The 23,165-nt window shown below is 65.5% G+C and carries 26 protein-coding genes; 12 read left to right on the top strand and 14 right to left on the bottom strand.

The features are described 5' to 3' along the window. Positions 1-85: 85 nt before the first annotated feature. The gene (gene mutS / locus AC6I6S_RS03360; protein ID WP_497948316.1) at positions 86-2,791 is read left to right on the top strand and encodes a DNA mismatch repair protein MutS; all 2,706 of its coding nucleotides are present in this window, start codon (positions 86-88) and stop codon (positions 2,789-2,791) included. A 20-nt stretch (positions 2,792-2,811) separates the two neighbouring features. Here the strand turns inward: mutS and AC6I6S_RS03355 are convergent, their stop codons facing one another. Then, a complete protein-coding gene (locus tag AC6I6S_RS03355) occupies positions 2,812-3,279 on the bottom strand; it encodes a DoxX family membrane protein (RefSeq protein WP_497948315.1) in 468 nt (155 codons plus the stop codon). A 79-nt stretch (positions 3,280-3,358) separates the two neighbouring features. Next, positions 3,359-4,111 carry an endonuclease NucS gene (nucS, locus tag AC6I6S_RS03350; protein ID WP_497948314.1) on the bottom strand — a complete coding sequence of 251 codons (753 nt, stop codon included), beginning with the start codon at positions 4,109-4,111 and terminating at the stop codon, positions 3,359-3,361. Positions 4,112-4,260: 149 nt separating this feature from the next. Here nucS and AC6I6S_RS03345 point away from each other — a divergent pair, with 149 nt between their 5' ends. After that, positions 4,261-4,794 (top strand): hypothetical protein, encoded by a 534-nt coding sequence (locus AC6I6S_RS03345; protein WP_497948313.1) that lies wholly within the window; start codon positions 4,261-4,263, stop codon positions 4,792-4,794. 90 nt (positions 4,795-4,884) lie between these two features. Here the strand turns inward: AC6I6S_RS03345 and AC6I6S_RS03340 are convergent, their stop codons facing one another. Continuing rightward, a complete protein-coding gene (locus tag AC6I6S_RS03340; RefSeq protein ID WP_497948312.1) occupies positions 4,885-5,367 on the bottom strand; it encodes a DUF7984 family protein in 483 nt (160 codons plus the stop codon). Positions 5,368-5,692: 325 nt separating this feature from the next. Here AC6I6S_RS03340 and AC6I6S_RS03335 point away from each other — a divergent pair, with 325 nt between their 5' ends. Beyond that, positions 5,693-7,630, top strand: a complete 1,938-nt coding sequence (locus AC6I6S_RS03335; RefSeq protein ID WP_497948311.1) for a beta-CASP ribonuclease aCPSF1 — start codon at positions 5,693-5,695, stop codon at positions 7,628-7,630. 718 nt (positions 7,631-8,348) lie between these two features. After that, a complete protein-coding gene (locus AC6I6S_RS03330; RefSeq protein ID WP_497948310.1) occupies positions 8,349-8,762 on the top strand; it encodes an EamA family transporter in 414 nt (137 codons plus the stop codon). Between the two features lie 18 nt (positions 8,763-8,780). Here the strand turns inward: AC6I6S_RS03330 and AC6I6S_RS03325 are convergent, their stop codons facing one another. Both AC6I6S_RS03325 and AC6I6S_RS03320 read right to left on the bottom strand, forming a co-directional pair. Next, positions 8,781-9,632: an endonuclease III domain-containing protein gene (locus AC6I6S_RS03325; protein ID WP_497948309.1), complete on the bottom strand. Its 852-nt coding sequence runs from the start codon at positions 9,630-9,632 to the stop codon at positions 8,781-8,783. 88 nt (positions 9,633-9,720) lie between these two features. Continuing rightward, positions 9,721-10,134, bottom strand: a complete 414-nt coding sequence (locus AC6I6S_RS03320) for a DUF371 domain-containing protein (protein WP_497948308.1) — start codon at positions 10,132-10,134, stop codon at positions 9,721-9,723. A 201-nt stretch (positions 10,135-10,335) separates the two neighbouring features. Between AC6I6S_RS03320 and AC6I6S_RS03315 the strand changes: the two genes are divergently transcribed. The 4 genes from AC6I6S_RS03315 to AC6I6S_RS03300 are packed head-to-tail and all read left to right on the top strand — an operon-like array spanning position 10,336 to position 13,773. After that, complete coding sequence (locus AC6I6S_RS03315; RefSeq protein WP_497948307.1) at positions 10,336-11,229, top strand: basic amino acid ABC transporter substrate-binding protein; 894 nt, start codon at positions 10,336-10,338, stop codon at positions 11,227-11,229. A gap of 1 nt (position 11,230) precedes the next feature. Next, complete coding sequence (locus AC6I6S_RS03310) at positions 11,231-11,968, top strand: amino acid ABC transporter permease (protein WP_497948306.1); 738 nt, start codon at positions 11,231-11,233, stop codon at positions 11,966-11,968. A 1-nt stretch (position 11,969) separates the two neighbouring features. Continuing rightward, positions 11,970-12,779 carry an amino acid ABC transporter ATP-binding protein gene (locus AC6I6S_RS03305; protein WP_497948305.1) on the top strand — a complete coding sequence of 270 codons (810 nt, stop codon included), beginning with the start codon at positions 11,970-11,972 and terminating at the stop codon, positions 12,777-12,779. After that, entirely contained in the window at positions 12,772-13,773 is a 1,002-nt protein-coding gene (locus AC6I6S_RS03300; protein ID WP_497948304.1) for an amino acid ABC transporter permease, read from the top strand. Before AC6I6S_RS03305 ends, AC6I6S_RS03300 begins: the two co-directional genes overlap by 8 nt. A 21-nt stretch (positions 13,774-13,794) precedes the next feature. On the opposite strand, the gene AC6I6S_RS03295 is transcribed toward AC6I6S_RS03300, so the two are convergent. The 4 genes from AC6I6S_RS03295 to AC6I6S_RS03280 all read right to left on the bottom strand — a co-directional run bounded on the left by AC6I6S_RS03295 (position 13,795) and on the right by AC6I6S_RS03280 (position 16,468). Beyond that, positions 13,795-14,163 (bottom strand): hypothetical protein, encoded by a 369-nt coding sequence (locus AC6I6S_RS03295; protein ID WP_497948303.1) that lies wholly within the window; start codon positions 14,161-14,163, stop codon positions 13,795-13,797. Between the two features lie 91 nt (positions 14,164-14,254). After that, on the bottom strand, positions 14,255-15,598 hold the full coding sequence (locus AC6I6S_RS03290) for an alkaline phosphatase family protein (RefSeq protein WP_497948302.1): 1,344 nt from the start codon (positions 15,596-15,598) through the stop codon (positions 14,255-14,257). A 91-nt stretch (positions 15,599-15,689) separates the two neighbouring features. After that, entirely contained in the window at positions 15,690-15,821 is a 132-nt protein-coding gene (locus AC6I6S_RS03285) for a hypothetical protein (RefSeq protein ID WP_497948301.1), read from the bottom strand. A gap of 113 nt (positions 15,822-15,934) precedes the next feature. Then, the gene (locus AC6I6S_RS03280; RefSeq protein ID WP_497948300.1) at positions 15,935-16,468 is read right to left on the bottom strand and encodes an inorganic diphosphatase; all 534 of its coding nucleotides are present in this window, start codon (positions 16,466-16,468) and stop codon (positions 15,935-15,937) included. 208 nt (positions 16,469-16,676) lie between these two features. On the opposite strand from AC6I6S_RS03280, the gene AC6I6S_RS03275 reads away from it, so the two are divergent. Continuing rightward, positions 16,677-17,036 (top strand): PadR family transcriptional regulator, encoded by a 360-nt coding sequence (locus AC6I6S_RS03275; protein WP_497948299.1) that lies wholly within the window; start codon positions 16,677-16,679, stop codon positions 17,034-17,036. Here the strand turns inward: AC6I6S_RS03275 and AC6I6S_RS03270 are convergent. Both AC6I6S_RS03270 and rnhA read right to left on the bottom strand, forming a co-directional pair. Further along, the gene (locus AC6I6S_RS03270) at positions 17,030-17,632 is read right to left on the bottom strand and encodes a DUF7108 family protein (protein ID WP_497948298.1); all 603 of its coding nucleotides are present in this window, start codon (positions 17,630-17,632) and stop codon (positions 17,030-17,032) included. The genes AC6I6S_RS03275 and AC6I6S_RS03270 overlap by 7 nt on opposite strands. A 71-nt stretch (positions 17,633-17,703) precedes the next feature. Beyond that, a complete protein-coding gene (rnhA, locus tag AC6I6S_RS03265) occupies positions 17,704-18,297 on the bottom strand; it encodes a ribonuclease HI (RefSeq protein WP_497948297.1) in 594 nt (197 codons plus the stop codon). 161 nt (positions 18,298-18,458) lie between these two features. On the opposite strand from rnhA, the gene AC6I6S_RS03260 reads away from it, so the two are divergent. Further along, positions 18,459-19,421 (top strand): transcription initiation factor IIB, encoded by a 963-nt coding sequence (locus AC6I6S_RS03260; protein ID WP_255167874.1) that lies wholly within the window; start codon positions 18,459-18,461, stop codon positions 19,419-19,421. Positions 19,422-19,495: 74 nt separating this feature from the next. Here the strand turns inward: AC6I6S_RS03260 and AC6I6S_RS03255 are convergent, their stop codons facing one another. Continuing rightward, on the bottom strand, positions 19,496-20,611 hold the full coding sequence (locus AC6I6S_RS03255; RefSeq protein ID WP_497948296.1) for a LolA family protein: 1,116 nt from the start codon (positions 20,609-20,611) through the stop codon (positions 19,496-19,498). Positions 20,612-20,645: 34 nt separating this feature from the next. Here AC6I6S_RS03255 and AC6I6S_RS03250 point away from each other — a divergent pair, with 34 nt between their 5' ends. Next, on the top strand, positions 20,646-20,795 hold the full coding sequence (locus tag AC6I6S_RS03250; RefSeq protein ID WP_497948295.1) for a hypothetical protein: 150 nt from the start codon (positions 20,646-20,648) through the stop codon (positions 20,793-20,795). Between the two features lie 238 nt (positions 20,796-21,033). Here the strand turns inward: AC6I6S_RS03250 and AC6I6S_RS03245 are convergent, their stop codons facing one another. Then, the gene (locus AC6I6S_RS03245) at positions 21,034-21,345 is read right to left on the bottom strand and encodes a DUF7521 family protein (protein ID WP_497948294.1); all 312 of its coding nucleotides are present in this window, start codon (positions 21,343-21,345) and stop codon (positions 21,034-21,036) included. Continuing rightward, complete coding sequence (locus AC6I6S_RS03240) at positions 21,342-21,689, bottom strand: helix-turn-helix domain-containing protein (protein WP_497948293.1); 348 nt, start codon at positions 21,687-21,689, stop codon at positions 21,342-21,344. The genes AC6I6S_RS03245 and AC6I6S_RS03240 overlap by 4 nt, the downstream gene beginning before the upstream one ends. Before the next feature lie 120 nt (positions 21,690-21,809). Here AC6I6S_RS03240 and nreA point away from each other — a divergent pair, with 120 nt between their 5' ends. Beyond that, the gene (gene nreA / locus AC6I6S_RS03235) at positions 21,810-23,102 is read left to right on the top strand and encodes a DNA repair protein NreA (protein ID WP_497948292.1); all 1,293 of its coding nucleotides are present in this window, start codon (positions 21,810-21,812) and stop codon (positions 23,100-23,102) included. Positions 23,103-23,165 lie beyond the last annotated feature (63 nt).

Genomic DNA, 23,165 nt, shown 5'->3' with positions numbered 1-23,165 from the left:
TCTAATTGTCTGTATTATCGACCATACTCACGACACGGCCGGCCGATGCAGCAGCTATTTCCGCATCCGGGGGCGGATGTCAGACATGGATCCGGCGCTTGGCCCACCGGCGGCGATGGCCGAAAAGCGCGACGAGTTGACGCCGATGATGGCGCAGTATCACGACCTCTGTGCGCGCTACGACGACGCGATCGTTCTGTTTCAGGTCGGTGACTTCTACGAGACGTTCTGTGGCGCGGCCGAACGAACCGCCCGGCTGCTCGAGCTCACGCTCACGAGCCGCGAGGACAGCACCGGAGAGTACCCGATGAGCGGCATCCCCGTCGATAACGCAGCGTCCTACATCGAGGAGTTGCTCGAGGCGGGCTACCGCGTCGCCGTCGCCGATCAGATCGAGGAGCCGGGCGAGTCCCCCGGGGTGGTCGAGCGCGCGGTCACGCGGGTGATCACGCCGGGAACGCTCACCGAGGACGAACTGCTCGCGAGCGACGACAACAACTTCGTGGCGGCGCTCGCCCGCTCGGGCGAGGAGCTGGGGCTCGCGCTGCTCGACGTCTCGACGGGTGATTTCCTCGCGACGGGCTCCACCTCGAGCGAGGCGATCGCCGACGAGATCAGCCGCTTCGCGCCATCGGAGGCGGTCGTCGGACCGCAGGCGTCGGCCGATCGCTTTCCGGAGCGCTGTATGGTCACTCCGTTCGAGGAGGACGCGTTCGACCGCGACCACGCCGTCGAGCGGGTTCAGTCGTACTTCGGCGATCCGGAGTCGCTGCTCGCCGGCGACGCCGAAATCCGTGCCTGTGGTGCGTTGCTCTCCTACGCCGAGTACGCCCGCGGCGGTGTCGGCAGCGCGGAGGCGGACGACGCAGACGATGGATCGACGACTCTCGAGTATCTGACCCACCTCCGGCGGTACGATCCGCGGGAGTACCTGCTGCTCGACGCGGTCGCCCTGCGGAGCCTCGAGCTGTTCGAACCGCGGGCGGTCCACGGGCGAGAGGAGGCCACGCTCATCGGCGTCATCGACGAGACGGCGAGCGCGCTCGGCGGGCGCAGGCTCAGGGACTGGCTCCGGCGGCCGCTGCTCGAGCCCGCGCGGATCGAGGCCCGACTCGACGCCGTCGGAGAGCTGACGGGCGCGGTCCAGTGTCGCGAGTCGATCCAGGAGCTGCTGAAAGAGGTGTACGATCTCGAGCGACTCATCGGACGGATCTCCCGCGAGCGGGCGAACGCCCGCGATCTGCGCTCCCTCCGGGACACCCTCGCGGTCGTTCCCGAGATCCGGGAGGCATTGGCGGCGACGGAGGCCGACCGGCTGCAGGCGCTTCACAACGCACTCGATCCGCTGGCGGACCTCCGGGACCTGATCGACCGGGCGATCGTCGCGGGTCCACCCCTCGAGATCACCGAGGGCGGGATCATTGCCGACGGCTACGACGACGACTTGGACGAGTTGCGGACGACCGCCCGGGACGGAAAGCGGTGGATCGACGACCTCGAGGCCCGCGAGCGCGAGCGAACCGGGATCGACTCGCTGAAGGTCGGCTCCAACGCTGTCCACGGCTACTACATCGAGGTGACGAACCCGAACCTCGAGGCGGTGCCCGACGACTACGAGCGCCGCCAGACGTTGAAACGGGCCGAACGGTTCGTTACGCCGGAACTCAGGGAACGGGAGGACGAGATCGTGACCGCAGATCAGCGAGCCGACGAGCGGGAGTACGAGCTGTTTTGTGCGGTGCGCCGCGAGGTCGCAGCCGAGGTCGAGCGCGTGCAGGCGCTCGCCGACGCCCTCGCGAGCCTCGACGCGCTCATCTCGCTGGCCACCGTCGCCGCCCAGTTCGACTACTGCCGACCCGAACTCGTCGATCGCGACGGCGCGGTCAACGGGGGTCGGGAGCTATCGATCGAGGGCGGTCGTCACCCGGTCGTCGAACGCACCCAGGAGTCGTTCGTTCCCAACGACGCCCGCTTCACTGACGACCGTCGACTGGCGGTGATCACCGGCCCCAACATGTCCGGCAAGTCGACGTATATGCGTCAGGTAGCCTGTATCGTCCTGCTCGCACAGGTGGGGAGTTTCGTCCCTGCCCGGTCGGCCCGGCTCACCCCCGTCGAACGGATCTTCACTCGCGTGGGCGCGAGCGACGACATCGCTGGCGGTCGCTCGACGTTCATGGTCGAGATGGACGAACTCGCGACGATTCTTCGGGAGGCCGACGAGGACGCGCTCGTGTTGCTCGACGAGGTAGGGCGTGGCACTTCCACGGCCGACGGCCTCGCCATCGCTCGGGCGATCACCGAACACGTCCACGACGAGGTTGGCGCCACCACCCTCTTTGCGACCCACCACCACCCGCTGACGGCGCTCGCGGACGATCTCGAGAGCGCGTTCACGCTCCACTTTCGAACAGCTCAGGAGGAGGGCGACGTCGTCTTCCACCACGAGATCGAACCCGGCGCGGCCGAGGGCTCCTACGGCGTCGAGGTCGCGACCGCGGCCGGCGTTCCCGACGAGGTGGTGGCGCGCTCGCGGGAGCTCGTCGCGGAGGCGGGGGACGGCTCGCCCGGCGAGTCCGCCGGCGCGGCTTCCGACGAAGGGACGGCCGCGGCAGTCACCGCGGACGCGGACGAGCGGCCGGACGGGCCGCGGTCGTCGACGCCTGCCGTCGACGGCGGTGACGACCCGACCGACGTCGCCGCCGAACTCCGGGCGCTCGAGGTCGCCCGCCTCACGCCGGTCGAGGCGCTGACGGAGCTGGATCGGCTGAAGCGATTACTCGACGAGTAGCCGGCTCTGCGACAGCCGGATCAGGACCGGTTCTCACGCTGGCCGACCTTGAGAAACGCCAGTGCGGCCCCCAGGAGCGCAGTGTTCTTCAGGAAGTGGATCAGCTCCTGCTGTTGTTGCTCGGGGTCGTCGACGTTCCAGAAGTCGTGCATCATCGGCGTCACGCCGGCGAGAAACCCGATCACGGCGCCCGCGGCCACCATCGGCGCTCGCCACAGCGCGATCCCGAGCCCGCCCAGCAGGAGGCTCCCGCTGACCGCGGGGACGGAAAGCCGGGGGGCAGGCGTCCCCTTGGCCTCGGCGTAGGCGACTCGCTCCTCTAAGTTCCGCAGATTGTCGAGCGCGTTGAACGCGAGGATACCGCCGAACAGGAGGCGGCCGAGCCGGAAGAGGGGCGTCTCGGTTACGGCAGCATCGTCGTCGCTCGCAGGGGCTCGCGTCGTCGATTCACCGCCTGTGCGCTGTCGGGGTCGAGGGAGAAGACCCATAGTGTCCAGTATCGTCCCGGCCGAGTTAGGCACCGTGGTGGCAGGTGCATGCGAGCCGCAGGCGGCGGATCGGCGGCGATCAAGAGGGGCGGTCGCCGGGCGGCTCGAGCGAGACGAACTCGAGTCCGTGCTTTGCGAGCAGCGCCTCGGCCCGGTCGGTGACCGAGGGCGCGACCAGGATTCCGCGAATCGCGGTGTCGGCGTGGAGGTCCCGCTCGAGGGCGTCGACGTACCGGCGGAGCTGTGAGACCGCGTCCGGGCCCACGCGACGGCGCTTGAGTTCGACGACGACGGCCCGCCCCTCCCGATCCTCGCCGTAGATGTCGACCGCGCCCGCCGGAGTCTCGCGCTCGGTCGCCAGCGGGGTGAAGCCGTCCTCGAGCAGATCCGGCGTCTCGAGGATGCGATCTTTGAGATCGGCTTCGGTTCCGACCAGCGCGAGGTCGCCCGAGTCCGCCATCGCGAACGTCGACACCTGCGCGACCGACTCGAACCGGACCAGCAGTCGTTCCGCGGGCGTCGTACGCTCGCTTCGGAGGACGAGGACGCCGTCCTCGAGTGCCACCTCGTGGGTACAGCCGGGGGGCTGCCAGTTGACCGGCTGTTGGCCCTCGTCGGTGTGAACCAGCGTCGTCCCGTCCGGTTTGAGCATCACGTGTCGGTCGCCCGCTTCGAGCCGGCTCGAGGCGCGGCCGTCGTAGTCGACGGTGCACCGTCCCACGACGGTGATGAGCGCGGTCCGCTCGAGGCCGGCGGCGATCGTCTCCCGGGCGAGCACCGGCGTCGGCTCTTCGACCGTGGCGACCCGCGTCTTCTCCTCGGTAGCAGTCACTGCCCGTCCGTATCACGCAGGGAGACAAAAGCACCACGACCGTCTCCGCAGGCGACGGAGCGGGAGAACTGACCGAAGACTGGGTCGCGAAACCGTGATCTGAACCAGTATAAACGCTTATTTTTATCCCTCCCCGAGCACGGAACGGAATGTCGAACAACCCCCATCGGCGACGCTTCCTCCAACTGACCGGTATCGGCACGGCGGCCTCGCTCGCCGGCTGTACCCAGTACACCTTCGGCGACGACGCGGACGACGGCAGCGAAAACGAAACCACCGAAGAGGACATCGAGCCCGATATCGAACCAGAGACGGGAATCACCGCAATCGTCCAGCCCGACCAGGACGAGCTCATGGCGCTCGAGCAGGAGTATATGGCGACGATGCAGGAGGCCGAGGACGAAGAAGAACAGGCGGAGATTCGGGAGGACTTCCAGAGCCAACAGGACGAACTCTTCGAGGCGCGATCGGCGGCGTTCGAATCCGAGGTCGAGGACGACGACGAGCTGTCGATCGAGGGGATGATCGCGAACCAGGGCGTGTTCTTGCTCGAGGCCTCCGACGAGCGACTGATCGACACGTTGCGCGACGGCGAGGCCGACGGACTCATTCCCGGCGAGGAGTACGAACGAATCCGACAACAGAGCGAGGAGATGGGAGCCGATCCGGAACCCGAGCCCTGACAGTCGATTCACCGCCGGATCGTACCCGCATCGGGTATTGGTCGAATCAAAACTGCGGTGAGTCCGGACGAATCCGAACAGCAGTCTGTCTCAGTCGACGGCGAACGGGCTCTCCCGTTCGGTCCAGTCCCAGCCGGGAAGCCGTTCCTGAAACCCCGCGGCAAGCGCCGCCTCGAGGTCGTCGACGCCCGCGTTCTCCTCGGCCGGCCCGTGGACGTTGACATCGGCGTAGTGAAAGGTCGCCTCCCCGAGTGTGCGCAGTGGTTGGGTACCCGCGATCGTTGCCGCGAGCTCCCGGCCCAGGATCTCGTCCACGACGAATCCCGGATAGTCGCCCTCGACGTCGAGATCTCGCAGGATAGCGACCATCGCCGCGACGTTCACGGCGAGATCGCCGTCGGCGAACACCACGTCGACCTCCTCTCGGTAGGCTGCCTCGGTGACGTGATCGACGTCCGTATCGAAGATCTCGCCCAGGTCGTCGCGCACGTCGTTGATGATCGGGACGACCCGGTCTGCCCGCCCGGCTACCCAGTCGCGCTCCTCTCTAACGCGCGTCGGCGTGAGTCGCATACGGGTTCGAGGTCCCGGACCCCCCTCAACTTTGCGAAGACTTTTATACGACGCGGGGAATAGGCTCGAGTAAGCGGGTTCTCCCTGGAATCTTCCCGCACCGACCAGGACAAATACCTGGAAGCGTGGTCGTCACGGCACGGACTATACACGATGATCCGGGACGGTGACTCACTGATGGTGCAGACTGTGTGGCCCTCCCCGGGCCACTCGAAACGGCGGCGCTGTCGCCGTTCCCCTTTCGAGAGTCGACCCGGCACCGTGGGACCGACAGGGCGAGGATCACGTCCAGCCGACGACTCCACGCAGGCCACATCTGGCGACTATGAGTACCGTAGAGCAGCAACTCGACGATCTGAAAGCAGAGATCACGAGCGAGTTACCGAGTGATATCTCGGTCTCCTCGGTGAAGTACGAAGGCCCCGAACTGGTGGTGTACACGCGCGACCCCAAGGAGTTCGCCCAGCAGGGCGACCTCGTTCGGAAACTCGCGAGCAAACTCAGAAAACGCATCACGGTCCGACCCGACCCCAGCGTTCTCTCCCGGCCCGACGAGGCTCGAGCCGAGATCATGAACGTCGTGCCCGAAGAGGCCGGCGTCACCGATCTGGACTTCCACGCCGACACCGGCGAGGTCGTCATCGAGGCCCAGAAGCCGGGGATGGTGATCGGCCGCCACGGCTCTACCCTCCGTGAGATCACAAAAAGCGTCGGCTGGACCCCCGAAGTCGTTCGCACGCCGCCGATCGAGTCCTCGACGGTCTCGAACGTCCGCAACTTCCTCAAACAGGAGCGCGACGACCGGCGAGACGTTCTCGAGCGCGTGGGCCGGCAGATCCACCGCCAGGAGATGTCCGACGACGAGTACGTCCGGATCACCACGCTGGGCTGCTGTCGGGAGGTCGGACGGGCCTCCTTCATCCTCTCGACGCCCGAAACCCGCATCCTCATCGATTGCGGCGACAAACCCGGTGCGGAGGGCGAAGTGCCGTACCTCCACGTGCCCGAAGCCCTCGGCGCGGGCGCCCAGAACCTGGACGCGGTCGTGCTCACCCACGCCCACCTCGACCACTCCGCGCTGATTCCGCTGCTGTTCAAGTACGGCTACGACGGCCCCATCTACTGTACGGAACCCACGCGGGACCTGATGGGCCTGCTCACGCTCGACTACCTCGACGTCGCCGCCAAAGAGGGGCGCACCCCGCCCTACGAGTCCGAGATGGTCCGCGAGGCGATCAAACACTGTATCACCCTCGAGTACGGCGACGTCACCGACATCGCGCCGGACGTCAAACTCACCTTCCACAACGCGGGCCACATCCTCGGCTCCGCGGTGAGTCACTTCCACATCGGCGACGGCCTCTACAACGTCTGTTTCTCCGGGGACATCCACTACAAGGATACGCGCCTGTTCAACGGCGCGGTCAACGATTTCCCGCGAGTCGAGACGCTGGTCCTCGAGTCGACCTACGGCGGTCGCAACGACTACCAGACCGACCAGGAGGACTCCGAGCGCAAACTGAAGGAGGTCATCAACCGCACCTACGACGAGGGCGGGAAAATCCTGATCCCGGCGTTCGCCGTCGGTCGCTCCCAGGAGATCATGCTCGTCATCGAGCAGGCGATGCGAAACGGCGACATCCCCTCGATGCCGGTCCACTTAGACGGGATGATCTGGGAGGCGACGGCGATCCACACCACCTACCCCGAATACCTCCGGGACGAACTGCGCGATCAGATCTTCCACGACGACGAGAACCCCTTCCTCGCCGAGGAGTTCAATCACATCGACCGCGGCGAGGAGGAACGCCAGGAGGTCGCCGACGGCGACCCCTGCATCATCCTCTCGACCTCCGGGATGGTCACCGGCGGCCCCATCATGTCCTGGCTCTCCCACCTTGGCCCCGACCCGGACTCGAGGCTCGTCTTCGTCGGCTACCAGGCCCAGGGAACCCTCGGCCGGCGCATCCAGAACGGTTGGGACGAGATTCCCATGAGCGACGTCGGCGGCGGCCGCAACGGTAACGGCGGTCGCGGCACCCTTTCGCTCAACATGGACGTCGAAACGGTTGACGGCTTCTCCGGCCACGCCGACCGCGCCGGACTCGAGAACTTCGTGAAGACGATGAACCCACGTCCCGAGAAAGTCCTCTGTGTCCACGGCGACGAACGCTCGACTCAGGACCTCTCCTCGGCGCTGTACCACGAGTACAACATGCGGACGTTCGCTCCGAAGAATCTCGAGACGTTTCGTTTCCTCTGAAAATCTCCGAAAACGCGACGCGTTTTCGAGAGACCAAAAATCGCACTGCGATTTTTGAGGACCCTCGCTCGGCACTGGCGTGCCTCGCTCCGCGGCTTTGCCGCTTCGCTTCGAGGTCGCAGGCGACCTCGCACCCCTCGCCTTTTCAATTTCCGCCGGAAGACGTTCCTGCTCGTTCACTTCGTTCACATGCGCGGGCTGCGACTTCCGAGCCCTGCCTCGCCCGCTCGGCAGGACGCCAGGCCCGCACGCGGCACGCGGGTCCGCGTGCCGCTTGGACGCCAGCCCTTCCTCGCTGAGCGGAAACGAAGTTTCCGCGATGCTCGGGAGAGCAGGCTCTCCCGTTGTAGCGATTGGAGTCGCGTACATCGCGACTCCAATCGCTGGCCGACCGGTTGTGTGAGCGGCTAGCGAAGGGGATCAGGACACGATATACGGATAGATGTTTTGCAAAGTCTCCCTGCAAACGTACCTTTTTACTGCGGGTCCTCGCTCCCTACGGTCGCTCGAACCGCTTGCAAAAATCTACGCTAAAAAGGCCGCTCGCTCCCGCTGGTCGCTCGCGGGTGCAGCGCTTGATGCTCTTCCGCAGCGTTACCTGCACCGCCTGCACTGAACGTGTGTTTCACCCGCATATCGAGTGAAATAACCTAGTCCGTTCCGATTTAGAGAAGCCCGTGTCGACGGCTATTCGAGACTCGAGGCCCTCTCCACTCGCATGAGCCAGCAGGCCGTTACCTTCGCCGTCGTCGCCATGGTGAGCTGGGGCGTCTGGACCGTCCTCGCGAACGAGGCGACGAACACGATCGCGCCCGAACTCGCTATGATCCTCTCCTACGCGGCGAGCGTCATCGTCGCCGTCGGCTACGTGACGTTACAGGGGGATGCGATCGTCCTCGAGCGAACCGGCGTTAGCTACGCGCTCCTGGCCGGCGTATTCGCCGGCATCGGTGCCGTCGCCTTCTACTCCGGGCTGAGCTACGGGCAGGTCGGCGTCGTCACCACCGTCTCGGCGCTGTACTTCGTCGTCGCCGCCCTGCTCGGCATCCTCGTCCTCGGCGATACGCTGGCGCTGAAAGACGCCGCGGGGATCGCCTTCGCCGTGCTCGCGGTGATTTTACTCGCGAGTTGAAGGGCTCTCCCTCGCCGGCTACCCGCCCTCCGGGGCGTCGGCCGGATCGACCACTTCGCCCGTGTCGGGATAGACGCCGACCTGGTCACAGAGGTCGGCCATCGGGCAGGCGTCGGGGTCCTCGAGACACGCCGGCTTTCTGGCGGTGCAGTACTCCCGGCCGAACTGGATCGTCGCCGTGTGGCCGAACCCACATTTTTCGGCGGGTACCTCGCGCTCGAGGACCGCCCGGACCGCCTCGTGGTCGGCGTCCGCCGGAGCAACGCCGAGCCGTCGGAAGATCCGGTGGACGTGGGTGTCGACCGGAAAGACGCCGGGCTGGCCGCCCGCAAAGAGAAGCACGCAGTCGGCCGTTTTCGGCCCGACGCCCCGAACCGAGAGCAGCGTCTCTCTGACCTCCTCGGGCGCTTCGTCTTTCACGAACGCGTCGAACCCCGCCGCGGAGCCGAAGGACTCGAGCACCCAGTCGGCCGCGTCGATGAGCATCTCCGATTTCTGGTTGTACAGCCCCGCGGAACTGATCGTCTCGGCGAGTTCCGATTGCTCGGCAACGGCCAGTGATTCGGCGAGATCCGTGTCGACGGAGCCGCGCCCGTCACCGCTGTCCGGCCTTCCACCCCCGTAGCGTTCGAGCAGCGCGTCGTGGGCCGGCTGACTCGCCTTGTCGCTCGTGTTCTGGCTCAGAACCGTTCGGACGAGACAGGTAAAGGCATCCTGCCCGCCGTACGTTTTCTCCCAGTATCGCTCCCCGAGACGGTCGACGAAGACCTCCGCTCGAGTGTCGGCCGTCGCCGGATCGAACGTCGCCGCGACGCCGCCGCCGTCGGCCCCGCCGCTGATGTTCTCGGCGGGTTCCGGATCGTCGCTCATACTCGAGAGAACGGGGTCCGAACGCAAAACGTCGGTGAAAGCGGCGGTCGACGGGGCTCGAACGAACCGGAACCGCCACTGCGGCACCTTACTCTACTGTCAGCGTCACCGTCACCGGAGCGCTGTCGGCCAGATCCGCCACGAGGTCGCGGTCGAATCCCTCGGCGGCGAACTCGGCGCCGACGAGGATCGTTCGGTCGTCGACGTAGTCGCTCGTGCGCCCCACCGCGCTGCGGCCGTTCGTGAACTCGAGGGACGGATCACCCCGTCCGGTCACCGTCTGGCAGTGGTTGTCGGTTTCGACCGTCACGGTGATCGTTGCCTCCTCGTCCCGGCAGGCGTCGACGAACGCCGGGTCGAAGTCGGCGGGTGCGCGGTCGGCATCGATGGCGAGGATACAGTCGCCCGCTTTCGTGAGATAGTCGTCGGTCGTCACCTCGAACGTGCTCGCGTGCTCGGCGCTGACGTGCTCGTGGCCGCGGGCGCGAATGACTTCCTCCATACATCGTGGTACTTCCCGCCTCGCAAAACGGGTTCGAAATCGCCTCGTACTCCGGTCGAAGACTGCGACGTTCGCCGATCGGTGATCGGCGACGTCGTCTCACCCCTCGGTTGCCCAGAACCGGTACGAGATCCGGACAGTCAGTTTTACATTCCAGTTCACCCCTGGGCAATTAAGTATACTGAAGGTGGGTAGATCTGTATGGTGAGTGTCACCAACAGTGAGCTAACTCGCAGAGACGCCGTTCGATACGGTGGAACCATTGCGCTCGCGCTGTCCACCGCAGGATATCTTCAGGACGACGAGGACGCCGAGACGATCGTTGTCGGAACCGAAGCGGGCTTTCCGCCGTTCGAGATGATCGAGGACGGTGAGATCGTCGGCTTCGATATCGACCTGACCGAGGCCGTCCTCGAGGAGGCCGACGGGTACGAACTCGAGACGTGGCAGGACCTGGAGTTCGGGTCGCTGATCCCGGCCCTGCAGGACGGGAGCATCGACGTGATCGCCGCCGCGATGACGATCACCGAGGAACGCGAGGAGGAGATCGCCTTCTCCGACCCCTACTTCAGTTCGGACCAGTCGGTGCTGGTCGCCGAGGGTGGCGACTTCCAGCCCGAGTCCCTCGAGGACTTCGAGGGGAACGCCGTCGGCGCACAGGTCGGAACCACCGGTGAAGGCGTCGTCGAGGAGGACCTGATCGAACCGGGTCTGATCGACGACGCGGACTACTCCTCCTACGACAGCTACGTCCTGGCGGTCGAGGACCTCGAGCGGGGCATCGTCGACGCCGTTTTGATCGACGAGCCGGTCGGTGAGACGTTCGCCGACGAGCGGGCGGTCGAGGTCGCGTTCGTCGAGGAAACCGACGAGGAGTTCGGACTCGGGGTCCGCCAGGAGGACGACGACCTCCGCGAGGCGATCAACGAGGGGCTCGAGGCGATCGAGGAGGACGGTACCTACGAGGACCTCATCTCGGAGTGGTTCGGAGAGGACCCCGTCGACGAGGACGACGAAAACGGCAACGAAGGCAACGAGACCGACGAAACCGAGGAAGAAGACGACGAGCAGTCCGCCGTGAGGCCGTTCCGATAGCGTGATCGGGCCATCGCTTGCGGCGCTTCCGCTCGAGACCCTCGAGACCGTCGCCGTCGCCACCTCGGAGGACTGGGAGTTCGTCCTCCGCAACCGGGAGTACCTGCTCTACGGGGCGCTGATAACCGTCGCGCTGACGGCGGCGAGCATTCTGCTCGGATTCCTCATGGGGTTTCCGGCCGGCGCGATCGAACTCTACGGCGGCCGGTACTCGAGTGCGTTCGTCCGAAAGGCCGGCGTCGTGATCCGGGGGACGCCGATCCTCGTGATCATCGTGTTCACGTTCTTCGTGTTTCCCCTGGAGTGGCTGTTCGTCCTCCCGGTGAGCGAGCCGTTCCAGGCGGCGATGCTCGCACTCGGCGTCAGGAGCGCGGCCTACCAGTCCCAGATCTTCCGCGGGGCGCTCCGGAGCGTCGATCCGGGCCAGCTCGAGGCCGCGGAGGCGATCGGGCTGCCGACCTGGAAGGCGATCCGGTACGTGCTGGTTCCCCAGGCGCTGCGCCGGAGCGTCCCCGGCTTCCAGAACGAGTTCACGATCGTTCTGAAGGACACGAGCATCGCCTTCGCGATCGGGCTCGGGGAACTGCTCCGGCGTTCGCACGACCTGATGACCCAGCAGACCACCGCCGCCCTGGAGCTGTTCCTGTTCGCCAGCCTGATCTACTTCGTCCTGACCGTCTCGACGAATCGCACGCTCGAGTTCGTCAACGACCGGTACGCCATCCCGGGTGAGGAGTGAGATGGCGGGCCAACAGACTGGCGACCGACGGGACCCGGACCAGGAGGGGCGGACCGGCGAGCAACGACCCGCCGGACGAGAGCCGCTGTTGCGCCTCGAGGACGTCTGGAAGTCCTACGGCGACGAGGCGGTCCTCCGAGGGATCGATCTCGCGGTCGACCGCGGCGACGTCGAGGTGCTGGTCGGCCCCTCCGGGAGCGGGAAGTCGACGCTACTGCGGTGTGTCAACCGACTCACCGAAATCGACCGCGGCGCGATCTACCTCGACGGCGCCCGCGTGAGCAGCGGCGAGACGGACGTCGACGAACTGCGCCAGCAGGTCGGAATGGTCTTCCAGGACATCAACCTCTTCGCGCACCTCACCGCCCGCCAGAACGTCACGCTCGGATTGCGCCGAGTTCGAGGGTTCGGGAAGCGCGAAGCGCGCGAGCGAGCCGACCGCGAACTCGAGAAGGTCGGGCTGAGCGATCAGTCGGAGTCCTATCCGGCACAGCTCTCGGGCGGCCAGAAACAGCGCGTGGGCATCGCTCGCGCGCTCGCGATGGACCCGAAGCTCGTGCTCTTCGACGAACCCACGAGCGCGCTCGACCCGGAGCTGTCGAACAGCGTGCTCGATGTGATGGAACTGCTCGTCGAGGAAGGGATGACGATGCTCGTCGTTACCCACGAGTTACGGTTCGCCAGGTCGGCCGCGGACAGCGTCACGTTCCTCGAGGAGGGTCGGATCGTCGAGCGCGGATCGCCCGAGCGGATGTTCGAGAACCCGGACCGAGAACGAACGCGGGAGTTCCTCAGGACGATCCATGGCTAGTTCGACCGACGCCCCGTGGAGACGTACGACCGCTCTTCCCGTGAGGCGGCTGCTCGTCGTCCTGGCCGCGGTCGCGTTCTGGGGGTGGTTGCTCGCCCAGTGGGTAAACGACTGGCTGCTCTCGCGGCTCGGGATCGGCCCCGGCGCGGGCGAACAGCCCCTCGAACGCGAGCCGTTCGACGCGGCCGCAGACCGGCTCGCCGCGTCGGCAGAGATCGCCGGACCGTTCGCGGGACCCCTCGAGTGGATCGCCTCGGTGGTCGACGGCGTCGCCGTCGCGGTCGATATCGCGCCCGCACTCGCAGCCGGCGCGTGGCTCACCATCGTACTCACCGTTGTAAGCATCCTGCTCGGACTCGCCATTGCGGTCCCGCTAGCGGTCGTTCGTGTGTACGGCGGGCCGTTCCGGTGGCTCGCGCTGGGGTACATCGAACTCATCCGCGGGACGCCGCTGCTCGCACAGCTGTTCGTACTCTACTTCGGGCTCCCGCTCGCCGTTTGGCTCCACGGCGTCGAGACGGTCGGTACGGGGCCGATCCCGGACCAGGCGTTCATCATCGCAATCGTCGGCTTTACGATCAACAGTTCGGCCTACCAGGCCGAGTACATCCGCGGGGCGGTCGAGAGCGTCGATGCCGGCCAGCTCACCGCCGCCCGGTCGATCGGCCTCTCGAGGCTCGCGGGAGTCCGCTACGTCGTTCTTCCACAGACGTTCCGGTACGCGATCCCGGCCTGGACCAACGAGCTGGTGTACCTGATCAAGTACTCGTCGCTGGCGGCCTTTATCACGGTCCCCGAGCTCTACTTCCGAGCGTCCCGGATCGCCTCGCGGACCTTCGAGTACACGCCGATCTACGCGAGTCTCGCGGTCGTCTACATCGCGATCGTCCTCACGGCGACGGCGCTTATGACGCGTCTCGAGACGCGCGTCGCGATCCCCGGCCTCGGACAGGCCGAGGGTCGCCATCAGGGCAAAACGAACGAGCGGGAGTAGGTGACTGCAGTCGAGCCGAGATCACGCCGCCGCTCCCCGATACCCCTCGCGGAACGAGCGGACGACGGCTCCGCCGAGGACGCCGAAGACGACAACCATGAGGACGGCGGACAGTCCGAGATCCCACTGGCCGTGGAAGTCGCGGAATAGAACGCCGCCGAGCAGGGCGAGTGCGCCGCCGACGCCCGCAAATACCGCCAGACCCAGCGCCATCGGATCGTCGCGGCGCCGGGCCAGCACGTACTGAGGGCCAGCGACGCCGACGAGCAGGTAGATCGCGATTCCGGCCGGCGTAATCCCGAGGACGGCCGGCGAGTCGGTGTACCAGCCGACGAGGGCGCTCACGAGGACGGCGAGAGCGATGCCACCGGCGACGAGCCGTTTGCTCATACCGGTCGTTGGCCCGACAGGATAATATATTTTCTGACAGCAATCGGCGGCTGAGTGTCGGGGACCGGTGTGCCGGACTCGGGCCCGGAAGCTACACGAGGCTCGCGCCGTCGAAGTCGCCGCGGCTGTACTCGAGTTCCAGCAGATCGAGGATCGTCGGCGCGATGTCGTAGAGGTCGGCGTCGCCGATCGTCGCCTCGGGGTCGTCGATAAACAGCGCGGTGTCGTCGAAGCTGTGCATCCCGTTTCGCGGCCCCGTGGTGAAGACGTCCGAATCAGCCTTGAACCCGGATTTGAGGTCGAATCCCTTGTTCGGAATCGCGACCAGGTCGGGGGCGATGGCGTCGTGATCGCCGCGGAACACCGTCTCCTTCTCGACGACGCGCTCGACCACCGGGCGGCCGTCGGGGCCTTCGAACGCCTCGAGCATCTCCTTGAGTTCGTCGCGGACCTCGTCGTACTGCTCCTCGGTGACGGTGCCGCGGGGTTCCCGGCCCTCGAGGTTGATGTAAAAGCGTCCGGGGATGAACGAGTAGGCGCGGGTCTCGTTGGCGATGTCGCCGAGCTCTTCGGGCTCGTCGGTGTCGAAGGAGAGCCAGCCCTCCCCTCGGAGCCACTCGTTGAAGTGGACCTCGTAGTCGAGGCTCGTAAAGCCGTGGTCGGAGGCGACGATCAGGGTGACGTCGTCGGCGAGAGCGCTCCGAAGACGGCCGATGTAGTCGTCGACCTTCTCGTAGAACTCCAGGAACTCCGCCTTGTAATCGCCGTCCTGTTCGTAATCTTTGAACAGGAAGTGGTTGACCCGGTCGGTGGTCATGAAGACGCCGAAGAAGAGGTCCCAGTCGTCCTCGTCGATATAGTGTCGGAACGCTTTGAAGCGGGCGTCGAGGGTGTCGTGGGCGTCCTTCAGGAACTCGTCTTTGTTGTTCTCGTGGCCGAGTTTGGGGTTGACGTCGATCCGGTAGTCGATCGACTCGAGGTACTCCCGGACGTCGTCGGGGTGGGCCGCCTTATCCAGGCCCGGTGAGAGAAAGCCCGACACCGCCCGCTGGAGGTTTCGCTGTGGCGGGAACGTGACGGGAACGTTCATCACCGTCGCCCGGCGGTTCCCGTTCTGGACGCGATCCCAGACCCGCGGTGCCTGGACGTCCCGTCCCATCGGAACGTAGGTATCGTAGGTGCCGACTTCCCGGTCCTGGAAGCCGTAGACGCCCGTTTCGCCGGGGTTCATCCCCGTCGTCAGGGAGGGCCAGCAGGCGCTCGACTCCGGAGGGACGATGCTCGAGATTTCGCCGGCCGTTCCCTCGTCTGCGAGGGCTGCGATGTTGGGAAAGCGGTCGCGGTTCTCAGTGAGAAGACTGTACGGCACACCGTCGATTCCGATGAACGCGACTCGAGGATCGCTATCGCCTCGCAGTCGGTCGAACAAACCCATAGAGGGTGGTAGTTCGACCGAGTACAAGAAGGTTCGTCTCGAGACACTGTTTTCGAGAACTCCCAGGCGAGCGCGAGTACGGCTTCGGCGGTCAGTCTTGCCGGTTCCCCGGTGCGTCCGGATCGAAGTTCGTCGGGACGACCGTCGTGTGGGCGATCCCGGTGGCGGAGCCGGAGTCGGAAGATGGGTCGTGCCGTCGGGCGGTGGAATCAGTAGCTGCCATCACAGGTAGATATACCGTTCCACCGATCATAAAATTACTCATGCTCATAATGCATCGACGGTGCGACACGGATAACTCGGATGAATCGATTCCGAAGCGATCGTCCGTTCGACTCAGCCGAAGTGCTCCTCGTAGAGCTCCTGTGCGTGCTCGATCGCGTCGTAGGCGGCCTGGCGGTCCTCCCAGCCGAGCGTCTCGACTTCCTTCCCTTCCTCCAGGTTCTTGTAGGTCGCGAAGAACTCGTCTATCTCGTCGCGTTGTTGCTGGGGGATGTCCTCGAGATCCTCGATGTGGTCCCAGCGCGGGTCTTCGCTCGGGACGGCGATGACCTTGTCGTCCTGTTCGCCGTCGTCGTCCATCTTCATTAGCGCGACCGGACGGGCCTCGATGACACAGCCGGGGAACGTCTGGTCCTCGACGAGAACGAGGACGTCGAAGGGGTCCTCGTCGTCGTAGTACGACTGCGGGATGAAGCCGTAGTCCGAGGGATAGTGGACGTTCGAGTGGAGCACGCGGTCGAGAACGACGCCGGGGACGTCCTTGTCGTACTCGTACTTGTTGCGCTCGCCTTTCAAACACTCGACAACAGCGTAGATCTCTTCGGGGGCGTTCGGGCCCGTCTCGAGGTCTTCCCAGAGATTTACCATACGTCCCCACGTCCGCGGTCGATCAAAAAGTACTTTCGTAATCGAGCGGGAGTGTTCATTCGCAGACTTGTCGACCGCCGACCGCCGTACACCAGACCAGCGTCGAGGCGAAACGGCTCGAGGGGCACGCCTTCGAGACCGGTCGTCCGGCTCCGATCCGACCGAATGGTTGGCAAGTCTTAAATAGTCTGGTGACATTCCCACAAGTATGTCAGAGGCACAATCAATCACCGGCGACCAGAGCATTGCACGCGAGCTAACCGCGTTTCAGAACAACATTCTCGTCATCCTGGCCAAGGAGCCGATGTACGGGCTGGCGATCAAGCGCGAACTCGAGGAGTACTACGGAACGGAAGTCAACCACGGACGTCTCTACCCCAACCTCGACGAACTCGTCGAGCTTGGATTGGTCGAGAAGAGCGAACTGGACAAGCGGACCAACCAGTACTCACTCACTGACGACGGCTACGACGCCGTTCTCGATCAGATCAGCTGGACGCTCTCGAAGGTCGTCACCGGCGACGACCGCGCCGACGAAATTCGCGAACTCGTCGACGACAGCTACTGAGCGGACCGGGATCCGGGTACCGGTTCACCGGCTGTCTCGAACGCGAGCCTGATCGACTCCTCGAGTGTCGCTCGCTGTTCGTCCGACGGCCACGCATTTCTCACGAAGTACTCGTCGCGAAACTCCGCGAGTTCACGGCTCGTCGCGGACGAGAGTGGCTTTGCGTAGTGATTTCCCATGAAATCGGCCAGCGCGGCGACGTTGTCGCCGTGGACGTCGCCGTGGGCCGTCCGAACCTCCTCGACCAGTTCCCGGTTCGCCGCCTCGACAGTGTTCCAGTCGTCCGGTTCAGCCGTCCCCTCGAGGGGAACCTCGATCGCTCGCCCGGTGTCCTCGATGCGGTCCGTTCGAATCACGCCGTCCGATTGCCACTCCGCGGGATGTAACACGAGGGTCGTATCGGTGGTCTCCTCACGGACCCGCGCGGTGAACTCGTGGTCCGCGAGCAGTTCTTCGCGGTGCTCGTCGTACGCCGTCCGTTCGGCGTCGTCGACCGCGGTTCGCTTGAGTCGCGTCAGTCGTTCGGCTTCGTCGACGACGTCGTCGGGAAGCTCTCGATCGCCTTCGACCGCGTCTCCGTCCGTCGTATCGGTCATTCAGACGGCGATAGTCGCTCCGGGGATTTCTCGTTGCTGGTCTCGATCGAGGCGCGCGCGGACGAGAAACATCAGGCCCGGTCTAGCGCCTCGTTCGCCAGGCTGTCGGCCCGCTCGTTGACTTCTCGCGGGACGTGCTCGAGCGTCCACTCGTCGACCCTCGAGAGCAACTCCAGTACCGTCACCCGCTTTTCGCGCAGTTCCGGGTTGTTCGTATCGTACTCGCCGCGGACCTGCTTGACGATCAGTTCGGAGTCGCCGCGGACGTGGAGTTCGTCGTAGCCGTACTCCGTCGCGGCCTCGAGGGCGGCGATCAGGGCCTCGTACTCGGCCTGGTTGTTCGTCGCCCGGCCGATCGTCTCGCTCCCCTCGGCGACGATCCCGTCGCCCGTGACGATCACCCAGCCGATCCCTGCCGGGCCTGGGTTCCCCCGCGCGCCGCCGTCGAAGTAGACGTGCGCCCGCCCGCCGCCCTCCCGCAGGAGCGCCTCGAGGTCCTGTGGCGACCCGCCCTGGATCACGACCTTATCCTCGTAGGCGACCGCCGTCGCGTCGCCGCGGCTCGCGCGCCAGCACTCGTGGTCGGTGTTTCCCGATTCGACCGTCACCCCCGCCTCCTCGAGGCGTCTGCGGGCCGTCTCGACGTCGCATTCGATAACCGGCATCAGTCGAAACGATCGCAACAGACCGAGTAAAACCTTTCCGGTTCGAGCCCGATTTCCGGGCACAGACGGGCTCGAGATGGCCACGTTCGGCTGACTCCGCTGCCCGTAGAAAATCCTTCCCAAGGACTTATATACGCTGGTGCTACTACTATAAAAGTGCGATGACACGGTCCACCCGCCAACGGGAGCGAATGCGCGAGACGGACGAGGCCGAGGATCAAGAGGGGGTACGTGCCTGTCCCGAGTGTGAATCCGATAATCTTGTCAAAGATTCCGACCGGGGTGAGCTCATCTGTGAGGACTGTGGGCTCGTCGTGGAGGAAGAGAAGATCGACCCCGGCCCAGAATGGCGGGCGTTCAATCACCAGGAACGACAGGAGAAGTCCCGCGTCGGGGCACCGACGACCCAGACGATGCACGACAAGGGGCTGACGACGACCATCGACTGGAAGGACAAAGACGCCTACGGGCGCTCTATTTCCTCGAAAAAGCGCAGTCAGATGCACCGACTGCGCAAGTGGCAGGAACGCATCCGAACCAAGGACGCGGGCGAACGGAACCTGCAATTTGCACTCAGCGAAATCGACCGGATGGCGAGTGCGCTGGGTGTCCCACGGTCGGTCCGCGAGGTCGCATCGGTGATCTACCGGCGGGCGCTCAAGGAAGACCTCATTCGCGGGCGGTCGATCGAAGGAGTCGCGACCTCGGCGCTGTACGCCGCCTGCCGCAAGGAAGGGATCCCGCGCAGCCTCGAAGAGATCTCCGAAGTCTCCCGCGTCGAACGGAAAGAGATCGGTCGAACCTATCGCTACATCTCGCAGGAACTCGGCCTCGAGATGCGACCCGTCGACCCGAAGAAGTACGTCCCTCGCTTCTGTTCCGAACTCGAACTCTCCGAGGAGGTCCAGACCAAAGCCAACGAAATCATCGAGAAGACGGCCGAGGAAGGCCTTCTTTCGGGGAAGTCGCCGACCGGCTACGCCGCCGCAGCGATCTACGCCGCGTCGCTGCTGTGTAACGAGAAGAAAACCCAGCGCGAGGTCGCCGACGTGGCGCAGGTCACCGAAGTGACGATCCGGAACCGCTACCAGGAACAGATCGAAGCGATGGGCATTCACGGCTAACGCCGCACTTCGCTACGGCTTTTTTACTGCAAGAAACGGGCCGCACGTGCTACCCGACGGGTTCGCTCCGGTACTCAGTCACAGGAAACGGTCTCGGCGAATTCGAGTAAAGTCTCGGCCTCGAGGTCGGCGCTGAGTTCGTGTTCCAGCCCGCCACATTCCCACGTGACCAGCGTCACGGCGTCCAGTTCGACGACGCTCGCGTCGACGTCGCCGACGCCCTCCCGGTCTGGATCGTCGGGCAGGAGTCCGCCCTCGGTGACGCTGAACCACAGCGTCGTCGTTCCGTCCGAGTACTGCTCGTGAACCGTGAGTTCCTCGCCGTACTCGTCCGCCGAGATGCGCTCTCGCTCGTAGGCGTCCGGCAGCTCGATCGCCGGGAGGTCGAACGGGGCGTACCGCTGCGCCGACTCGCGGTCGTCGAACTCCCGCTCGTCGATCGACGGCTCCTCGACGACGGCCACGTCGTCCGGAAGCCGGAACCGCTCGTCGTCGACGCCCGCGTTGAACTCGATCTCCTCGTGTGCGACGGCGATCTCGAGTTCGCCCCCGTCGACGTCCTCGAACGTCTGGCGCTCTTTAAGGACGTATCCGAACTCGTCGTCGATCCAGAGCTGCTGGCTCTGTAGCTCGATGTCGTCGTGTTCGACGGTCTCGAGCGGGTAGACATAGCGGGTGTCGCCGACGAGGAGGCCGACGCCGGTCTCGATCGAGTCGTTTCTGACCGTCACGTTCACCACGTGGGTTTCGCGGTCGGCGACGGTGTCGGTTCCCTCGTGGGCAACGTCGACCCGCTCGAGGAGGTCGTCGACCGCCGACTCCTCGGTCACGTTGTCGCGGTCGAACGCCGTCGCCTCCCGGTCGTCCGACTCGTACTGCCAGATCTCGGTCTCCGAAACCACGAACACCGTTTCCGCGCTCTGCCCGTCCGCTGCAGGGGTGGACACCTCGATGCGAGCGTGATCCGGCGGCGCTTCCCAGAACTGCTCGGTGGTGGTGTACTCGCCGGCGGCGTCCGAGACGGTAACGGTACGTTCGCCCACCACGTCAGTGACGTTCTCGTCGTGAGAGAGCGCGTCCGCGAGGAGCGTTTCACCGTCGGGCTCGCTCGAGTCGAGCGCCGTGCACCCGCCGAGCGCGAGGAGGGTGGCGACGAGCACGAGGAGGGCGACGGTTCGAGATCGTGTCATCGCGCGAAGACACGGTCTGTCGACACCCTAAATCTTGCTATCGCTGGGAACGATCCGCTCGTCTCGGCCGGGCGAGCGCAGACGGGCGATCCTCGGCGGTACCACCGATTCGAGCGGACTCGAGCGGTGGCGGGTACGGGCCGAGTTCAGCGAGGACGGCGGCGGACAGGGCGGCCGCCGATGAGTTGAAAGGTGCCGATTCGCCGGCGAACCCGTCTCGGGCCGTCGATCGCATAGCCGTGATGTCAGAGGCACGGTCGCGCGACGACCGTCTTGGAGTGGAGGGCCAGTGTCGGGCGGTCCCCGGCGAACTGCGTTCGAGACGTTCGCCCGAAGGTGTATCAATCTGCAACCGCGTGTTCAGGCCGAGAAAACGCGCTCACCCGTTTATATACTTACGAGAGTGACTCGCTCGACGACGGTTAGTTCGTGCCGTACAGCGAGTACGTGATCGCGAGCAACCCGAGTAGCCGACTGACGTTCTCGAAGAAGACGACGGTCACCCCGTCCGGGCTCGCGATCGTGTTGAGGGTGACGTTGATCACGAACGGAACCAGCGTCAACAGGAGCAGTCCGACGGCGAGAAACAGCATCGGGCGGCTGTCGTTTCGCCGGTAGCCGCGGTAGGCCTGGATCGCGATGAGCGTCCCGAGGAGAGCGACGAGAAAGAGGGTCCCGACCGTCAGGAGCTCGAACAGCGACGCCTCGTCGAGGCGAACGGGGCTCGTCATCATCGCAGCCCCTCCCACATTCGGGTGAACTTGTCGGCGACGTCCTCCTCGCGCAGCGACACCTCGAGCGAGAGTTCGCCGTCCTCGAGGGTGAGCTCGAGCCGGTCGAGGCGTGCCTCGTAGACGCTGTAGTGGTTGCCGTCCGGTGCGAGTTCCGTCCGTTCGCTGATGAGGTTGCACTCCCGAAGCCGATCGAGTCGGCGGTAAACCGTCGGCAGGGACGCGTCACAGCGGTCGCTCAGGGTGCTGGCTGACATGGGTTCGATGCTTGTTTCCGTGAGGATCGTCCGCGCGTACTCGTCGTCGAGGAGGGCAAACAGCTCCGACCGATTGTACTCCTCGCTCACTGCTGTCCGATCGTTTAGCCAACACGATGAAAAACATCCCGGTTGTCCCGGACGGCGAACGCGCTCCGGCGACGACGCCGAACTCAACATTCAAACCCGCGCCGACCCTACCTCGAGTGAATGCGCCTCGACGACTACATCGAGGAGTTAGAGCCCGACGAGGAGGCCGAGCGACGGCGCCTCGCGAAGGAGAAGTCCTACGCGATCACGGATCACATCGAGCGCTTCGAGCGCAACTTCGAGCAGGCGCTCTCCGGAGACTCGCTCGTCGGATCGACCTCGCCCTCGATCTTCGTCGGGCGGTCGAACTACCCCGACATCCCCGTGGGCGTGCTCTCGCCGGTCGGCGACGAGGCGGCCGCCGAGGAGTACGTCACCGACGGCAACTGGTACCGACAGGGGTACGGCATCGACGACGTCCTCCAGCGCCGCACAGGACTACTGAACTCGAGCAAACCCGCCAACGTCGATTCGCCGGGGATCGCGAGTCGGCTCGCGCCCTCCGTCCACGACACTTGGGACGGCTTCGTCGGCGTCCAGCGCGAAGTCGCCATCTCGGACCGACCGGTCGACCTCGAGATCGGCCTCGAGAGCACGCCCGACCTCGGACTCGAGGCCGGGACTGACGTGGCAACCCCGGGGGGGCCACGCGCGAACGCGAAGGACGCCGAACTTCGGGAGAATCCCCACGTCCCGCGGCCGGTGAAAAAGACCCTCGAGGACGACGACTGGCAGGCCCAGGGCGCGATGACCTACCTCTACCGGCGCGGGTTCGACGTCTACGAGATCAACTCGATCCTCTCGGCGGGCGCGCTGGGCGAGGCGGCCCAGCGACGGCTGGTGCCGACGCGGTGGTCGATCACGGCCGTCGACGACACCGTCGGCCAGTATCTCCGCGGTCGGATTCGAAACGCCCCGAGCGTCGACGAGGTACAGGTCTGGGCCAACGAGTACATGGGTAACCGCTACTGGGTGATCCTCGCACCCGGCAACTGGGAGTACGAACTCGTCGAGATGAAGGCGCCGGGGAGCATCTGGAACCCCGATCCTGGTGCAGGAGTCTGGATGGCGAGCGCCGCCGAGGGGTTCGAGGGCCGCTCGAGTTACGTCGAGGAGACCGCCGGCGCCTACTACGCGGCCCGCCTGGGCGTGTTAGAGCACCTCGAGTCGATCGGGCGGCAGGCGAAGTGTCTCGTCCTCCGGGAGGTGTCGGACGACTACTGGGCACCGGTGGGCGTCTGGCAGGTCCGCGAGAGCGTCCGCAACGCCTTCGACGGCGAGTTCGGGACGGCGGAGACCTTCCACGAGGCGGTCGCCACCGTCGCGGCGCGGCTGCCGGTGAGCCACGGCCGCCTCCAGCGGAAGTCGGAGCTTGCAGCCGGACTCCAGTCGAATCTGAGCGCGTTCGAGTGACCGGACGGTTCCCGTATCGGCTCCGGAAACGCAGCCGCAACCGCCGGACCACCACAAACTAAG

It is taken from the genome of Natrononativus sp. DTA114, assembly GCF_059736515.1.
The sequence above is the reverse complement of the archived record's forward strand: the minus strand, read 5'-3'. Positions and strand labels throughout refer to the sequence as shown.

What these genes read in the sequence shown, in the direction of transcription:
- AC6I6S_RS03320 (WP_497948308.1), bottom strand. Translation starts at nt 10,134, where the DNA reads ATGGAGGAAGTCATTCGCGCCCGCGGCCACGAGCACGTCAGCGCCGAG.
- AC6I6S_RS03275 (WP_497948299.1), top strand. Translation starts at nt 16,677, where the DNA reads ATGTCAGAGGCACAATCAATCACCGGCGACCAGAGCATTGCACGCGAG.
- AC6I6S_RS03280 (WP_497948300.1), bottom strand. Translation starts at nt 16,468, where the DNA reads ATGGTAAATCTCTGGGAAGACCTCGAGACGGGCCCGAACGCCCCCGAA.
- AC6I6S_RS03315 (WP_497948307.1), top strand. Translation starts at nt 10,336, where the DNA reads ATGGTGAGTGTCACCAACAGTGAGCTAACTCGCAGAGACGCCGTTCGA.
- AC6I6S_RS03330 (WP_497948310.1), top strand. Translation starts at nt 8,349, where the DNA reads ATGAGCCAGCAGGCCGTTACCTTCGCCGTCGTCGCCATGGTGAGCTGG.
- AC6I6S_RS03245 (WP_497948294.1), bottom strand. Translation starts at nt 21,345, where the DNA reads ATGATGACGAGCCCCGTTCGCCTCGACGAGGCGTCGCTGTTCGAGCTC.
- rnhA (WP_497948297.1), bottom strand. Translation starts at nt 18,297, where the DNA reads ATGCCGGTTATCGAATGCGACGTCGAGACGGCCCGCAGACGCCTCGAG.
- AC6I6S_RS03300 (WP_497948304.1), top strand. Translation starts at nt 12,772, where the DNA reads ATGGCTAGTTCGACCGACGCCCCGTGGAGACGTACGACCGCTCTTCCC.
- AC6I6S_RS03255 (WP_497948296.1), bottom strand. Translation starts at nt 20,611, where the DNA reads ATGACACGATCTCGAACCGTCGCCCTCCTCGTGCTCGTCGCCACCCTC.
- AC6I6S_RS03260 (WP_255167874.1), top strand. Translation starts at nt 18,459, where the DNA reads ATGACACGGTCCACCCGCCAACGGGAGCGAATGCGCGAGACGGACGAG.
- AC6I6S_RS03290 (WP_497948302.1), bottom strand. Translation starts at nt 15,598, where the DNA reads ATGGGTTTGTTCGACCGACTGCGAGGCGATAGCGATCCTCGAGTCGCG.
- AC6I6S_RS03270 (WP_497948298.1), bottom strand. Translation starts at nt 17,632, where the DNA reads ATGACCGATACGACGGACGGAGACGCGGTCGAAGGCGATCGAGAGCTT.
- mutS (WP_497948316.1), top strand. Translation starts at nt 86, where the DNA reads ATGGATCCGGCGCTTGGCCCACCGGCGGCGATGGCCGAAAAGCGCGAC.
- AC6I6S_RS03335 (WP_497948311.1), top strand. Translation starts at nt 5,693, where the DNA reads ATGAGTACCGTAGAGCAGCAACTCGACGATCTGAAAGCAGAGATCACG.
- AC6I6S_RS03345 (WP_497948313.1), top strand. Translation starts at nt 4,261, where the DNA reads ATGTCGAACAACCCCCATCGGCGACGCTTCCTCCAACTGACCGGTATC.
- AC6I6S_RS03305 (WP_497948305.1), top strand. Translation starts at nt 11,970, where the DNA reads ATGGCGGGCCAACAGACTGGCGACCGACGGGACCCGGACCAGGAGGGG.
- AC6I6S_RS03325 (WP_497948309.1), bottom strand. Translation starts at nt 9,632, where the DNA reads ATGAGCGACGATCCGGAACCCGCCGAGAACATCAGCGGCGGGGCCGAC.
- AC6I6S_RS03285 (WP_497948301.1), bottom strand. Translation starts at nt 15,821, where the DNA reads ATGGCAGCTACTGATTCCACCGCCCGACGGCACGACCCATCTTCCGAC.
- AC6I6S_RS03355 (WP_497948315.1), bottom strand. Translation starts at nt 3,279, where the DNA reads ATGGGTCTTCTCCCTCGACCCCGACAGCGCACAGGCGGTGAATCGACG.
- nreA (WP_497948292.1), top strand. Translation starts at nt 21,810, where the DNA reads ATGCGCCTCGACGACTACATCGAGGAGTTAGAGCCCGACGAGGAGGCC.
- AC6I6S_RS03340 (WP_497948312.1), bottom strand. Translation starts at nt 5,367, where the DNA reads ATGCGACTCACGCCGACGCGCGTTAGAGAGGAGCGCGACTGGGTAGCC.
- AC6I6S_RS03295 (WP_497948303.1), bottom strand. Translation starts at nt 14,163, where the DNA reads ATGAGCAAACGGCTCGTCGCCGGTGGCATCGCTCTCGCCGTCCTCGTG.